Below are 14,624 nucleotides of genomic sequence, written 5' to 3'. Positions count from 1 at the left end.
AATACGCTCGTCCCCGGAGGAGCTGTGCTGCCGACCTCGATCTCGACCCGTGTGATTGCCGCGTTCGGAACCGTCGTGGCGGTGGTGCTGCTGCTGCTCGCCGCCGGCTGGATGGTCGCGGGCGACGTGCGCCACGCCAACCAGTCGGTGCGGCGGCTGAGCGAGCGCCTCCGCGTCGAGGACGCGCAGGACCGCGCGCAGCAGCAGCTGCGGCTCGCGATCGGCGAGGTGACCCGTGCCGCCGAGCAGCCGCGCCCGATCACTTCGCCGCAATGGCTGCGCGTGGAGCAGGCGCTCGCCGCCTTCCGCGCGAGCTACGGAGCGGCGTCCGCGCGCGACGCGGCGGCCACTGACTTCGCGCGGCTCGCGGGTGAGCTGATCGCCGACGCGCGCGCCGAGCCGCGGCGGATCACGCGCGACATGCCGCAGTTCCTCGCCGCCCTGCGCGTGCTGGAACGCGAGCGCGCCGAGGCGCGGCGCCGGCTCGTCGACCGCATCGACGCCGCGGTGGCGCGCAGCTCGCGCGAGCTCTACGCCAGCATCTCGCGCATCGTCTTCGGCGTGCTCGGCGTGCTGCTGCTGCTGCTCGCCTCCTTCCTGTGGCTGCGGCGCCAGGTGTTGCGCCCGATCGTCGCCATCGCCGACCAGCTGCGCCAGTTCGGCACGGTCGATGGTGAGGTGCGGGTCGAGGGGCGCGACCGCGCCGACGAGATCGGCGACCTCGCGCGCGGGCTGGGAGAGTATCGCGACGCGGTGGAGCAGCGCCGCCGCGCCGAGAAGCGGATCGAGTTCCTCGCGCACCACGACATGCTGACCGCTCTACCCAACCGGCTGCTCTTCGAGGAGCGGTTGGCGCAGGACCTCGCGCGCGTGACGCGTACCGGTCAGCGTGTCGCGGTGTTCGCGATCGATCTCGACGACTTCAAGTCGGTGAACGACCGGTTCGGCCATGCCGGCGGCGATCGTGCGCTCAACCACGCCGCGCAGCTGCTGAGCGGCTGCGTCCGCGCGGACGACATGGTGGCGCGTCTCGGCGGCGACGAGTTCGCGATCATCCAGGTCGCGCCCGATCAACCGCGCGCCGCCGAGGCGCTGCTGATGCGGATCTTCCGCGCCTGCGATGCGACGGCGGGCGACGAGGTGCCGGTGCAGATGAGCGTCGGCGTCGCGTTATCGGGCGCGGAGCAGGCGCGCGAGGAACTGTACAACCTCGCCGACATGGCGATGTACCGAGCCAAGTCGGAGGGGCGGCACACCGCGCGCTTCTTCGACGAGGCGCTCAAGGAGGAGACGCGGCTGCGCTGGCGTCTGTCCCGCGATCTCGAAGGCGCGGTGGAGCGCGGCGAGATGTCGCTGGTGTACCAGCCGATGGCCGACGCGCGGACGCTGCGAGTGATCGGCTATGAGGCCTTGCTGCGCTGGCGCCATCCCGAGCTTGGCGACATCCGCCCCGACCAATTCATCCCCCTCGCCGAATCGAGTGGGCGGATCGACTCGCTTGGCCTCTGGGTCGCGGACCAGGCGATGGCGGCGGCGCGCGGCTGGCCAGACCACGCGATCGTCGCGCTCAACCTGTCGCCGGTGCAGTTCCGCCAGGCCGACCTCGCCGCCGACCTGCTCGCGCTCGCGGAACGCCATGGGCTCGCGCCCGAGCGGCTCGAGTTCGAGGTGACCGAGAGCGCGACGCTGCTCGGCCACCGCCGAGACGACGTGCTCGGCGCACTTCGCGCGCTGCAGGACCGCGGGGCGCGCATCGTCATGGACGATTTCGGGACGGGCTATTCGTCGCTCGGCAACCTGCGCGACTTCCGCTTCGACAAGCTCAAGGTCGACCGCAGCTTCGTCTCGGCGATGCTCGACCATGCGCCGTCGGCCTCGATCGTGCGCAGCATCGCCGCGCTGGGCGAGAGCCTCGGCGTGCCCGTGGCGGCTGAGGGGGTCGAGACCGAGGAGCAGCTCGCGCTGCTGCGACGCTGGGGCTTTCCCCAGGTGCAGGGTTATCTGCTCGGCCGCCCCGAGCGGCTGGAATCGGTCTTGCGCTCGGCCGCATATGCGGGGATGATCGGCTAGCCTCGACACCCGCACCGCGGGGCCCCGTCGGGGCGCGTGGGCACCGTCTTGACACTTCCCTCGCAACCGTGTTGGTAGCGCTATCAAGGATAGCCGGTGAGTGGGGGAGAGGTGATGGCGCTCGAACAGGACGCGACGGCGTCGGGTCTGCCGCACGACTGGAAGGAAGGCCGCTTCATCGGCCGCGCGGCGACCGAGGAGGGCCCGATCCCGCTGCTCGTCGTGCGCGGCGAGGCGTTCGACATGTCCGCGGTCGCGCCGACCCTCGCGATGCTGGTCGAGGCGGGTGACCTGTCGGGCGCGGGCGGCCGCTCGCTTGGGGCGCTCGACACCGCCGGGCTCGCGCTGCTCAGCCCGGTCGATCTCCAATGCGTCAAGGCTTGCGGCGTCACGTTCGCGGTGTCAGCGATCGAGCGCGTTATCGAGGAGCGCGCGCGCGGTGACTGGTCCGCCGCGGCCGAGATCCGCGGCCGGCTGGAGTCGCGCGTCGGCGGCTCGATCCGCTCGGTCGTGCCCGGCACGGCTGAGGCCGCGGCGCTCAAGGCGGCGCTGATCGAGGACGGGCTGTGGTCGCAGTACCTCGAGGTCGCGATCGGTCCCGACGCGGAGGTGTTCACCAAGGCGCCGGTGTTGGCCACCGTCGGCCCCGACGCCGAGATCGGCATCCGCTCCGACTCGAGCTGGAACAATCCCGAGCCCGAGGTCGCGCTGCTGGTCGACAGCCGCGGAACCGCCATCGGCGCGACGCTCGGCAACGACGTCAACCTGCGCGACTTCGAGGGCCGCTCGGCGCTGCTGCTCGGCAAGGCCAAGGACAATAACGCCTCGTGCTCGCTCGGGCCGCTGGTGCGGCTGTTCGACGACAGCTTCACGATCGACGACGTGCGCGGCGCCGAGGTGCGGCTGCGGATCGAGGGCGAGGACGGCTATGTGCTCGACGGCAAGAGCAACATGGCCGAGATCAGCCGCGACCCGCTCGACCTGGTGCGCCAGACGCTGTCCGAGCATCAATATCCCGACGGTTTCGTGCTGTTCCTGGGAACGTTGTTCGCGCCGGTGCAGGACCGCGACGAGCCCGGCCGCGGCTTCACCCACAAGGTCGGCGACCGCGTGACGATCGAGAGCGAGCGGCTCGGCCGGCTGACCAACCGCGTGGTAACCTCGAAGGAGGCGGCGCCGTGGGAGCTCGGCATCGGCGGTTTGATCCGCAATCTCGCCGCGCGCGGCCTGCTGGGAACGTCGGCGTGAGCGAGCGCGCGGTCTATCCGTCGCTGCGCGGCAAGAGAATATTGGTGACCGGCGGTGCCACCGGGATCGGCGCCGGGCTGGTCGAGGCGTTCGCGCGCCAAGGCGCCAAGGTGGCGTTCGTCGACGTCAACGCCGCCGCGGGCGAGGCGCTCGCCGCGAAGCTGGAAGGGGCACCGCTGTTCCGTGGCTGCGACCTCACCGACGTCGCCGCGCTGCCCGCGATGGTGGACGAGATCGCGGCCGCGCTGGGCGGGCTGGACGTGCTGATCAACAACGCCGCCAACGACGATCGCCACACCATCGCCGAGGTGACCCCGGCCTATTGGGACGAGCGGATGGCGGTGAACCTGCGCCACCTCTTCTTCGTCGCGCAGGCGGCGGTGCCGCACATGAAGCGCGCGGGCGGGGGCGCGATCGTCAACTTCGGCTCGATCAGCTGGCATCTCGGTTTGCCCGACCTGGTGCTCTACCAGACCGCCAAGGCCGCCATCGAGGGAATGACGCGGAGCATGGCGCGCGATCTCGGCCGCGACAACATCCGCGTCACCACGATCGTGCCCGGCAATGTCCAGACGCCGCGCCAGGAGCAATGGTACACGCCCGAGGGCGAGGCCGAGATCGTCGCGGCGCAGTGCCTCGACGGCCGGATCCAACCCGCCGACGTCGCCGCGCTGGCGCTGTTCCTCGCCTCGGACGACGCGCGGATGTGCACCGGGCACGATTACTTCGTCGACGCGGGCTGGCGCTGAGATGGTGCCGCGGTCGGTCCTGCGGGTCGGCGCGACTCTGGGCGAGGGGCCGGTGTGGGCGCGCGACGCTCTGTGGTTCGTCGACATCAAGCAGCATCAGGTCCACCGCTTCGATCCCGCCACCGGCGCGCACGAGCGCTGGATCGCACCCGACCAGGTCGGCTGGGTGCTGCCGAGCGCGCGCGGCGACCTGATCGCGGGCGTGAAGACCGGCCTGCACCGCTTCGATCCCGTCACCGGCACCTTCGCGCCGCTGCACGCGCCCGAGCCGCACCTGCCCGGCAACCGGCTCAACGATGCCGCCGTCGACTCGCGCGGCCGGCTCTGGTTCGGATCGATGGACGACGACGAGGTCGCCGCGACCGGCCGGCTCTACCGCTTCGCCGGCGAGGAGTGCCTCGACAGCGGGCTCGCGCCCGTGGTGATCACCAACGGACCCGCGATCAGCACCGACGCGGCGACGCTATACCATACCGACACGCTGGGTAAGACGATCTGGCGCGTGCCGGTGCGCGATGATGGCACGCTGGGCACGCCCGAGCGCCATGTCACGATCGAGGACGGTGCGGGCTATCCCGATGGCTCGGTGCTCGACGCCGAGGGTTGCCTCTGGGTCGGTCTATTCGGTGGCTGGGGTGTGCGCCGCTACGATGCGACGGGCGCGCTGATGACGACGGTCCGCTTCCCGGTAGCGAACGTGACCAAGATCGCGTTCGGCGGCGAGGGGCTGCGCACCGCATACGCCACGACGGCGCGCAAGGGGCTCGACGCGGCGGCGCTCGCCGACCAGCCGCTCGCGGGCGACCTGTTCGCGTTCGAGCCGGGGGTCGCCGGCTTCGCGACGGTCGAGGCGGCATCATAATCTAAAAGACACGAGTGGGAGCGGGTGAGGATGGCAACGGCTTTCAGTGAGGGTGACGCGGGGCGCGTCAACATGGGCTTTATCGCCGCCATCGTCGCGGTGGCGACGATCGGCGGCTTCATGTTCGGCTATGACTCGGGCGTGATCAACGGCACGCAGAAGGGGCTGGAGGCCGCCTTCGATCTCGGCAAGCTGGGGATCGGCGTCAACGTCGGCGCGATCCTGATCGGCTCGTCGATCGGCGCGTTCAGCGCGGGGCGCCTGGCGGATCGGATCGGGCGGCGCAGCGTGATGATGCTGTCGGCGGCGCTGTTCCTGTTCAGCGCGCTGCTCGCCGGCGCGGCGTCGAGCTCGGCGATCTTCATCTTCGCCCGCATCATCGGTGGCCTGGGCGTCGGCGCGGCGAGCGTGATCTCGCCCGTCTATATCTCCGAGGTGACCCCCGCCGCGGTGCGCGGCCGGCTGTCAAGCGTGCAGCAGGTGATGATCATCACCGGCCTCACCGGCGCGTTCGTCGCGAATTTCGCGCTCGCGCGCTACGCCGGCGGGTCGACCGCGAATTTCTGGTTCGGCTTCGCGGCGTGGCGCTGGATGTTCTGGCTCCAGGCGATCCCGGCTTTGGTCTATCTGCTCGCGCTGCTGATCATTCCGGAGAGCCCGCGCTACCTCGTCGCCAAGGGGCATGAGGATCGCGCGCACGCGGTGCTCACCCGGCTGTTCGGCCGCGCCGAGGCGGATCGCAAGGTCGGCGAGATCCGCGCCAGCCTCGCGGGCGACCATCACCGCCCCAAGCTCTCCGACCTGATCGATCGCGGCTCGGGCAAGATCCGCCCGATCGTCTGGGCGGGCATCGGGCTGGCGGTGTTCCAGCAGCTCGTCGGCATCAACGTGGTGTTCTACTACGGCGCGACCCTGTGGGAAGCAGTCGGCTTCTCCGAGGACTACGCGCTGCAGACCAACATCCTCTCGGGCGTGCTGTCGATCGGCGCGTGCCTGTTCACGATCTTCACCGTCGACAAGATCGGGCGCAAGCCGCTGCTGCTGGTCGGCTCGGCCGGGATGGCGGTGACGCTGGCGGTGGTCGCCTGGGCCTTCTCGACTGCGGTGACGGACGCGGCGGGCGCGGTGAGCCTGCCCGGCAACAACGGCGTGATCGCGCTGGTGGCGGCCAATCTCTACGTGATCTTCTTCAACGCCAGCTGGGGCCCGGTGATGTGGGTGATGCTGGGCGAGATGTTCCCCAACCAGATCCGCGGCTCGGGCCTGGCGGTGTCGGGCTTCGCGCAATGGATCGCCAATGCCGCGATCTCGGTAAGCTTCCCGGCGCTGGCGGTCTCGCCCGGCTTGGCGGTGACCTATACCGGCTACGCCATCTTCGCGGCGATCTCGTTCTTCTTCGTGCGCGCGATGGTGCACGAGACGCGCGGGCGCGAGCTCGAGGACATGGTGGGGTGAGACACGCGGCCCCGCCCGTTCGCGGGCGGGGCATGGGTCGGTGGGAGAGCGGCCGGCCGCCTTCAGGGCGGCCGGCCGCTCTCATGCTGCTGTCTCGTCAATCGCCGTGCGTTCCTGCTGCCCGTTGGCGCTGAGGAGAGGCTGAGCTTGTCGAAGCCTCGTCTCGAAGCGTTGCCGCGGACGTTTCGCCGGGTGCTTCGAGACGGCACGCCGACGAGCTCAGCGCCTCCTCAGCACGAACGGTAGCGGAAGGGAGGCGCGCGAAGCGACGGTAGCTAAACCGCCCCCGCCTGAACACGCCGCGGCGCCGCATTGGGGCGACGGCGTGGCGCCGCGTCGGACTGACGGCGGACCAGCTGATAGTCTGCCAGCAGGTGCGGGTGGTCGAGCCCGGCGTCGCTCGTCTTGCGCGCGCGGATCTCGCGCGCGAGCAGGTCCACCGCGGTGCGCGCCATCGCGCTGACCGGCTGGCGGATCGTCGTCAGCTCGGGCCAGATCGTCGTCGCCAGCGCCGAGTCGTCGAACCCCACGACGGTGAGATCCCCCGGCACGTCGAGCCCGCGGCGATGCGCGATCGCGACCGTGGCCGCGGCCATGTCGTCGTTGGCCGCGAACACCGCGCTCGGCGCCTCGGCGAGCTCGAGCAACTGTTCGGCGGCGTCGAGCCCGGAGCGGTAGGTGAACCAGCCCTCCGCCACCAGTTCCTCGTCCGCCGCCAGCGCCATGTCGGCGAGCGCGTCGCGGTAGCCGGCGAGCCGCTCGGCGCTCGCGGTCTGATTGGCCGCGCCGGTGATGAAGCCGATGCGGCGGTGGCCGAGCGCGCCGAGGTGGCGCGTCATCTCATAGGCCGCCTTGCGATCGTCGATGCTCACCGACAGCGCCCACTCGGGCGCGCGCCCGGTCGAGACCGCCACCACCGGCACGTCGCGCGCGCGCAGCGCTTCCAAGGCGGTGGCGGAGTCGCCGAGCGGGGGCGGCAGCAGCACGCCGTCGACACGCCCGCGCAGCAGGTGCTCGATTGCCGCGAGTTCAGTACCTTCCTCGCACTTCTCGATCACCATCGTGCAATTCTGGCGGCTGCCCTGGTCGAGGCAGCCGACGAGGAACTCGCTGAAATAGAACAAGCTGCTGTTGGTGTGGAGCACGCCGAGGCGGAATTCCTCGCCGCCCGCCAGCGTCCGCGCCGCGGCGGAGGGCGCATAATGGAGCGTGGCGATCGCCTCCTGCACGCGGCGGCGCGTCTCGGCCCGCACATTGCTCTCGGCGTTGATTACCCGGCTCACCGTCATCGGCGACACGCCCGCGTGGCGCGCGACGTCGCTGATCGTGGGGGCGTTGCGCTGACGTCGCGAGCCGCGGCTTTCCTTCATGAAAATCCTTTCGCGAGCGACGTTACGGCGGCGAACGCGACCGCCGCAAGGGGCGTCATTCCGGGTGACCGGGGGCGTACGGGAATTGCTGTGCCTTGTACCAGGCGAGGTCGTGCTCGGGCGGCGTCGCGCCGGCGGGCAGCGCGCGGCCGTTGACTGACATCCAATAGGCCAAGCTCGCGTCGCGCCACCAGCGCGACTCGCGCTCCTGCACCGCGAGATAGGTCGCGGTCTTGCCCCAGCGCTCCGCGTCGACCAGCGGGCGCAACCGCTCCCAGGTGGCGCGCATCGTGCCGACGGCGGCGACGCCGCGGTCATAGTGCGCGACCAGCTCGTCCCATAGCGTCTTGCCCGAGGACATCCGCCGGTCCCACGCGACATGGTGGAACCACAGCAGCTCGCGCTCGGGCGTGGCGGCGGGATCGGCGAGCCGCTTCGCCACGTCGGGGGCATATTGCGCCACCGCGTCGCTGCCCGAGCGCGTGCGGTCGAAGCCGATCCCCTGCTTGTCGGCGCGATGATAATAGACCGGGTTCCACTCGGGACGCTTGAGGTCGCTGACCCAGGGGCCCGGGCCGTAATGGTGCCCGGTCGCCATCACGTGCGCGAGCCCGAGCGCGCCGGTATAGTCCACCACCGCCTCGCGCGACGCCATCATCATGCCGACGACGGGCTCGACCACGCGCGGATCCGTCCCGAACGTCTGCCGCGCCCACTCGCGCGCGAGCGCGGCGGCGTCGAGCGTTGGATCCCAGGCGAGCCGGCCGAAAGCGTACCAATTGGCCTGGTTGAAGGTCGAGCCCGACCAGTCGCGATCGCGCCCGATATTGGCCACTCCGGCCATGCCGCTCAGCGCGTGCTGCTCGGCGATGCCGTCGACCACGTCGGCGACGGTCTCGGCGCCGCGCCCGGTGCGCGCGTCGAGCGTCTCGGTGAAGAGCGGGCCGAGATAGGCCAGGTGGGTGGCGAAGCCGAGATACTCCTTGGTGATCTGGAACTCGATCAGCAGCGGAGTCTTGGGCATCGCGCCGAACAGGGGGTGGAACGGCTCGCGCGGCTGGAAGTCGATCGCGCCGTTCTTCACCTGCACCAGCACGTTGTCGGCGAATTTCCCGTCGAGCGGCTTAAACTCGCTGTACGCCTGTTTGGCGCGGTCTTCGGGATCGGTGTCGGCGTAGACGAAGGCGCGCCACATCACGATGCCGCCGTGCGGGCGCACCGCCGCGGCGAGCATGTTGGCGCCGTCCGCATGGCTCGCGCCATAGTCGCGCGGGCCGGGCTGTCCCTCGCTGTTGGCCTTGACCAGGAAGCCGCCGAAATCGGGGATGGCGCGGTAGATCTCGTCGGCCTTGGCCTTCCACCATGCCGCGACCGCGGGGTCGCGCGGGTCGGCGGTCTTGAGCCCGCCCAGCTCGATCGGCGCGGAGAAGCGCGCCGACAGGTAGACCTTGATCCCCCACGGGCGGAACACGTCCGCGAGCGCGGCGGCCTTCGCGATATAGCGCGGCGTCAGACTGTCCGCCTTGGCGTTGACGTTGTTGAGGACGGTGCCATTGATCCCGATCGAGGCGTTGGCGCGCGCGTAATCGGTGTAGCGCGGGTCCTTGAAGTCGGGCAGCGTCCACCAGTCCCACAGCGACTGGCCGGCGTAGCCGCGCTCCACGCTGCCATCGAGATTGTCCCAGTGGTTGAGCACGCGCAGCTTGACCCGCGGTGCGGAAGCGAGCGCCACCGTCGCGGCGCTGCCCCCCGTGGCGAGATGGCGCAGCAGCGCGAAGCTGCCGTAGAGCAGCCCGCGCTCGCCGTTGCCGGTGATCAGCAGCGTGTCGCGCTGGCCCAGCCGCACGCGGCGGACGAGATAGCCCTCGTCGCCCAGTGTCGCGGTCGGCAGGCGCAACGCCGTCACCTGCGGATCGCTCGCGAGCGCGAGCGTCACGCCGCCGATCGCGGCGGGTAGAGCGTGCGACAGCTCCGCGGCGGCGAGGCGCAGCGTCGCGCCGTCGCCGCGCAGCGTCACGCGCGGGATCGGTCCAGCGGGCACGTCGGCGCGCAGCCACAGGCGGTAGCCGTCCTCCGCCCGCGCCGGCGCCGTGCCGGCGAGCAGCAGCGCCATCGTGGCCGCCCGTAACATGTTTCTGCGTGCTGCCATTTGCCTCTCCATCGCCGCAGCATTGACCAGCCGCGATCCGTCAGTCATGTTATCGCTACCAGCTAGCTTGGCAAGCCGTTGCGATCAGACGATGGCGGAAACCGGACGGAGGGGGATGCGCGTGATCGAGGTTGATGTCCTATATCGAGGGACGAGCGTGACGTGTCGCGTCCCGCTCTCCGCCGCGATCGCCTGAGAGAGAGCGCCATGCCCATCATCACCGACGCACGCGTCATCATCACCTCGCCTGGACGAAATTTCGTCACGCTCAAACTCCACTGCGACGAAGGCACCACCGGCATCGGCGACGCCACGCTCAACGGCCGCGAGCTGGCGGTGGCGAGCTACCTTGCCGACCATGTCGTCCCTTGTCTGATTGGGCGCGACGCGCACCGGATCGAGGACATCTGGCAGTATCTCTACAAGGGCGCCTATTGGCGCCGCGGACCGGTGACGATGAGCGCGATCGCCGCGGTCGACGTCGCGCTGTGGGACATCAAAGGCAAGCTCGCCGGCCTGCCGCTCTATCAGCTTCTCGGCGGCGCCAGCCGCGAGGCTTGTCTGGTCTACTGCCACGCCAATGGCACGACGATCGAGGATACGATCGCGACCGCGCTGGCGCACCGTGACGAAGGGTATCGCGCGATCCGGCTGCAATGCGGCGTGCCCGGCCTCGCCTCGACCTACGGCGTCGCCAAGCCGGGGCAGCGCTACGAGCCCGCCGACGCCGCGCTGCCAAGCGAGGCGATATGGTCGACCGAGAAGTACCTTCGCGTCGTGCCCGAGTTGTTCGCCGCGGCGCGCGAGGCGCTCGGCCCCGACATCCACCTGCTCCACGACGTTCACCACCGGCTCACCCCGATCGAGGCGGGGCGCCTGGGGCGCGACCTCGAGCCCTATCGCCCGTTCTGGATCGAGGATCCGACCCCGGCGGAGCAGCAGGAAGGCTTTCGCCTGATCCGCCAGCACACCACCACGCCGATCGCGGTGGGCGAGGTGTTCAACTCGATCTGGGACTGCAAGACGCTGATCGAGCAGCAACTGATCGATTATGTCCGCGCCACCGTCGTCCACGCCGGCGGCATCACGCACCTGCGCCGCATCGCCGCGCTGGCCGACCTCTACCAGGTGCGCACCGGCTGCCACGGCGCGACCGACCTCTCGCCGGTGACGATGGCGGCGGCGCTGCATTTCGGCCTCTCGGTGCCGAACTTCGGCGTGCAGGAGCATATGCCGCACACCGCCGAGACCGATGCGGTGTTCCCGCACGCCTATCGCTTCGAGGACGGCCGCATGCACCCCGGCAACGCGCCGGGGCTGGGCGTCGACATCGACGAGGAACTGGCGGCAGGCTACGACTACAAGCGTGCCTATCTGCCGGTGAACCGGTTGGAAGACGGCACTTTGTGGAGCTGGTGAGAGGCGCGGAACGATGCGCCGGCGCCGCGATGAGAGGATCGGCCTGAGATGAGCGACTTCACCGAGGCCGCCAAGGAGGCGCCCGAGACCGCGGCGCATGCCGTGGCACGGCCGCGCGGGCGCGTGCGCTGGCTGATCTGCGCCCTGCTGTTCGCCGCGGTGGTGCTGTCGTACATCGACCGGCTGGTGCTCGGCGTGCTCAAGCCGCAGCTGACCGCGCTCTACGGCTGGACCAACACCGGCTACGGCGACGTCACCGGTTATTTTCAGGTATTCTACGGCATCGGCTTCCTGCTGTTCGGCTGGCTGATCGATCGGCTCGGCCCCAAGCTGGGCTATCTGCTCGCGATGGGCAGCTGGACGGTCGGCCATTTCGCGCAGACGCTCGTCACTTCAACCACCGGCTTCGTCATCGCGCGAATCCCGCTCGCCTTCGGCGAGGCGGGCACCTACCCCTCGGCGCTCGCCGCGGCGTCGCAGTGGTTCCCGAAGAAGGAGCGCGCGCTCGCGATCGGCATCTTCAATGCCGGGGCGAACGTGGGCGCGATCGTGACGCCGCTGCTCGTCGGCTTCCTGATCGCCGGGCTGGCACTCGACTGGCGCTGGGCGTTCCTCGTCACTGGCCTGTTCAACCTCGTCTGGCTGTTCGCCTGGTGGCGCTTCTACCACAAACCCGGCGAGCACCCGCGGCTCTCCGCCGAGGAGCGCGGCTGGATCGAGGCCGAGCCAGCGGTGGATAGCGGCCGCGCCGGCTTCCTCACCGTCCTACGTCGCCGCGAGGCCTGGGCCTATATGGCGGGCCGCTTCCTGATCGATCCTGTCTGGTGGACCTTCCTGTTCTGGCTGCCCGATTTCTTCAACAAGCAATATGGCTATGATCTGAAGAGCTTCGGTCCGCCATTGGTGGCGATCTACATTCTCGCCGATTTCGGGGCCATCGCGGGCGGCTGGTATTCGTCGCACCTGCTGCGCCGCGGGGTAGAGACCGGGCGCGCGCGCAAGCGCGCGATGTTCGCCTGCGCGCTGTTCGCACTACCAGTGATGTTCGCCGCGGACGCGAGCAGCATCTGGTGGGCGGTGCTCGCGATCGGGTTGGCCTGCGCGGCGCACCAGGGCTTCTCGACCAACCTGTTCGCGCTGCCCGGCGACCTGTTCCCGCGCTACGCCCAGGGCACGCTGATCGGTCTCGGGGGTTTCGCCGGCGCAGTCGGCGGTTTCATCGCGTCCAAGTCGCTCGGCGTGCTGCTCGACACGGTCGGCAGCTACGGGCCGTTCTTCGTCGCGTGCGGCGTCGCCTATCTGGTGGCACTGCTCGTCTTCCACTGGCTCAACCCGCGCTATCGCGCGGTGACCCTGCCCGGGTGAGGGAGGCGGCGGCCCGGCACCCGGCGACTCCTCGACCTTCACGTCAGCGAGCGGCAACTTACTTGACGGCTCCGCTATCGCAACCTACGGTGATAGCGCTAACAATATGGCGATCTCAGGTGCTTTCATCGTGCTGGAAGCCAACAACATGGAGGGGAGAGGGCCATTGCCGGTCGCCGATCGTCGCCACCTGTGCCCGCCGCAGCGTGCCGCCGCGCTCGCGCTGACCGTCGCACTGCTGGCGGCCGCGCCCGCCGTCGCGGCGCCACGCGCGTGCACCTGGCAGGCGGCCTGGTCGTCGTCGCAGCTGTCGCCCGCGACGGACGCCCAGCTCGAGCCGGGTGCGCTGCGCGACGCCACGCTGCGTCAGATCGTCCGCCCGAGCCTCGCCGGGCAGCGCGTTCGCGTGCGCTTCTCCAATGCCTTCGGCCGTGCGCCACTGGCTATCGACGCCGCGACGGTGGCGCTCGCTGCCGCGCCCGTGGGAGGAGCGCTGCGCCCGGCGAGCGTGCGTCCGCTTCGCTTCGCCGGTCGCGCCGCGGTGACCGTCCCCGCCGGTGCGGAATGGGTCAGCGACGCGGTCGACATGCCGCTGCAAGCGTTCGATGATCTCGCCGTCTCGCTCCACCTGCCGGTCGAGCCCGATGGCCAGACCGCGCACCCCGGCAGTCGTGCGACCTCTTATCTCACGCACGGCGACCGAGCAGCGGCGGTCGAGCTGCCCGGCGCGCGTGCCGTCGACCGCTGGTACCTGCTCGCCGGCGTTGAGGTGGAGCGCTGCGCCGCGCCGGGCGGCGTGGTCGCCCTCGGTGACTCGATCACCGACGGCTATGGCGTCAAGTCCAACAGCTACACCCGCTGGACCGACGTGCTCGCGCGCCGGCTCGGCGGACGGGCCGCGGTGCTCAACGCCGGGATCGGTGGCAATCGCGTGCTGCTCGACGGTGTTGGCCCGAGCGCGCTGGCGCGGCTCGATCGTGACGTGTTCGGGCAGGCGGGGGTGCGCCATCTCATCCTGTTCGAGGGCGTCAACGACATTGGCGTGCTCACCCGTGATGCCCCGGCCAGCCCGGACCAGCATCGCGCGCTAGTGGAGGGAGTCACCGGCGCCTTCGCGCAGATCGTCGCGCGCGCGCACGCGCACGGCATCATGGTGCATGCCGCCACGATCCTGCCGTTCGCTGGGAGCGCTTATTACCATCCCGGCGCCGAGTCGGAGGCGGACCGCCAGGCGATCAACGCGTGGCTGCGCGTGCCCGGCCATGTCGACGGCGTGATCGACCTCGACAAGCTGCTCCGCGACCCAGCGCGGCCGACCTATCTCGCGACACGCTACGACAGCGGCGATGGGCTGCACCCCAACGCTGCCGGCTATCGACTGATCGGCCAGTCGATCCCGCTCGCGTCGCTACGGCGTTGACGACGCGATCGATGATGATATTTGTCTGACTTAATGAACGCTGACCCGGAGCGAGCGATGACTGAGAGCACTACACCGCCGGCGCTGCGCAGCCGGGCGTGGTTCGACAATCCTGCGAACATCGACATGACGGCGCTGTATCTGGAGCGCTACCTCAACTTCGGCCTCAGCCTCGACGAGCTGCGCTCGGGCAAGCCGATCATCGGCATCGCGCAGACCGGCAGCGACCTGTCTCCGTGCAACCGCCACCATCTGGTGCTGGCGGAGCGGGTGCGCGAGGGCGTGCGCGAGGCGGGCGGGATCGTGCTGGAGTTCCCGGTGCATCCGATCCAGGAGACGGGCAAGCGCCCGACCGCGGGGCTCGACCGCAACCTGGCCTATCTGGGGCTGGTCGAGGTGCTGTACGGCTACCCGCTCGACGGCGTGGTGCTGACGATCGGCTGCGACAAGACCACGCCGGCCGCGCTGATGGCGGCCGCGACGGTCAACATCCCCGCGATCGCGCTGTCGGTCGGGC

The 14,624-nt window shown here is 70.2% G+C and carries 11 protein-coding genes; 9 read left to right on the top strand and 2 right to left on the bottom strand.

What is annotated here, in order from left to right:
- Nucleotides 1–24: 24 nt before the first annotated feature.
- The 5 genes from KZ820_RS08220 (at nucleotide 25) to KZ820_RS08200 (ending at nucleotide 6,384) form a co-directional block, all read left to right on the top strand.
- Nucleotides 25–2,070, top strand: a complete 2,046-nt coding sequence (locus KZ820_RS08220; RefSeq protein WP_219748187.1) for a putative bifunctional diguanylate cyclase/phosphodiesterase — start codon at nucleotides 25–27, stop codon at nucleotides 2,068–2,070.
- 114 nt (nucleotides 2,071–2,184) lie between these two features.
- A complete protein-coding gene (locus KZ820_RS08215) occupies nucleotides 2,185–3,318 on the top strand; it encodes a fumarylacetoacetate hydrolase family protein (RefSeq protein WP_219748186.1) in 1,134 nt (377 codons plus the stop codon).
- Nucleotides 3,315–4,067 (top strand): D-xylose 1-dehydrogenase, encoded by a 753-nt coding sequence (gene xylB, locus KZ820_RS08210; protein WP_219748185.1) that lies wholly within the window; start codon nucleotides 3,315–3,317, stop codon nucleotides 4,065–4,067. Before KZ820_RS08215 ends, xylB begins: the two co-directional genes overlap by 4 nt.
- 1 nt (nucleotide 4,068) lies before the next feature.
- A complete protein-coding gene (locus tag KZ820_RS08205) occupies nucleotides 4,069–4,929 on the top strand; it encodes an SMP-30/gluconolactonase/LRE family protein (protein ID WP_219748184.1) in 861 nt (286 codons plus the stop codon).
- 30 nt (nucleotides 4,930–4,959) lie between these two features.
- Nucleotides 4,960–6,384, top strand: a complete 1,425-nt coding sequence (locus KZ820_RS08200) for a sugar porter family MFS transporter (RefSeq protein ID WP_219748183.1) — start codon at nucleotides 4,960–4,962, stop codon at nucleotides 6,382–6,384.
- A 275-nt stretch (nucleotides 6,385–6,659) separates the two neighbouring features.
- Here the strand turns inward: KZ820_RS08200 and KZ820_RS08195 are convergent, their stop codons facing one another.
- On the bottom strand, nucleotides 6,660–7,754 hold the full coding sequence (locus tag KZ820_RS08195; RefSeq protein WP_219748182.1) for a LacI family DNA-binding transcriptional regulator: 1,095 nt from the start codon (nucleotides 7,752–7,754) through the stop codon (nucleotides 6,660–6,662).
- 55 nt (nucleotides 7,755–7,809) lie between these two features.
- Nucleotides 7,810–9,903, bottom strand: coding sequence for an alpha-glucuronidase family glycosyl hydrolase (locus KZ820_RS08190; protein WP_219748181.1), 2,094 nt, complete (start codon nucleotides 9,901–9,903; stop codon nucleotides 7,810–7,812).
- 207 nt (nucleotides 9,904–10,110) lie between these two features.
- On the opposite strand from KZ820_RS08190, the gene manD reads away from it, so the two are divergent.
- The 4 genes from manD to KZ820_RS08170 form a co-directional block, all read left to right on the top strand.
- The gene (gene manD, locus KZ820_RS08185; protein WP_219748180.1) at nucleotides 10,111–11,322 is read left to right on the top strand and encodes a D-mannonate dehydratase ManD; all 1,212 of its coding nucleotides are present in this window, start codon (nucleotides 10,111–10,113) and stop codon (nucleotides 11,320–11,322) included.
- A 48-nt stretch (nucleotides 11,323–11,370) separates the two neighbouring features.
- Complete coding sequence (locus KZ820_RS08180; protein WP_219748179.1) at nucleotides 11,371–12,687, top strand: MFS transporter; 1,317 nt, start codon at nucleotides 11,371–11,373, stop codon at nucleotides 12,685–12,687.
- 106 nt (nucleotides 12,688–12,793) lie between these two features.
- Nucleotides 12,794–14,107 carry an SGNH/GDSL hydrolase family protein gene (locus KZ820_RS08175; RefSeq protein WP_258047970.1) on the top strand — a complete coding sequence of 438 codons (1,314 nt, stop codon included), beginning with the start codon at nucleotides 12,794–12,796 and terminating at the stop codon, nucleotides 14,105–14,107.
- Nucleotides 14,108–14,164: 57 nt separating this feature from the next.
- Nucleotides 14,165–14,624: dihydroxy-acid dehydratase domain-containing protein (locus KZ820_RS08170; RefSeq protein WP_219748178.1), on the top strand; the 460-nt coding region annotated here is incomplete at its 3' end.

This window comes from Sphingomonas citri, assembly GCF_019429485.1.
In the GTDB taxonomy this organism is placed as follows: Bacteria; Pseudomonadota; Alphaproteobacteria; order Sphingomonadales; family Sphingomonadaceae; genus Sphingomonas; species Sphingomonas citri.
This window is presented reverse-complemented; position numbering and strand designations above follow the sequence as displayed.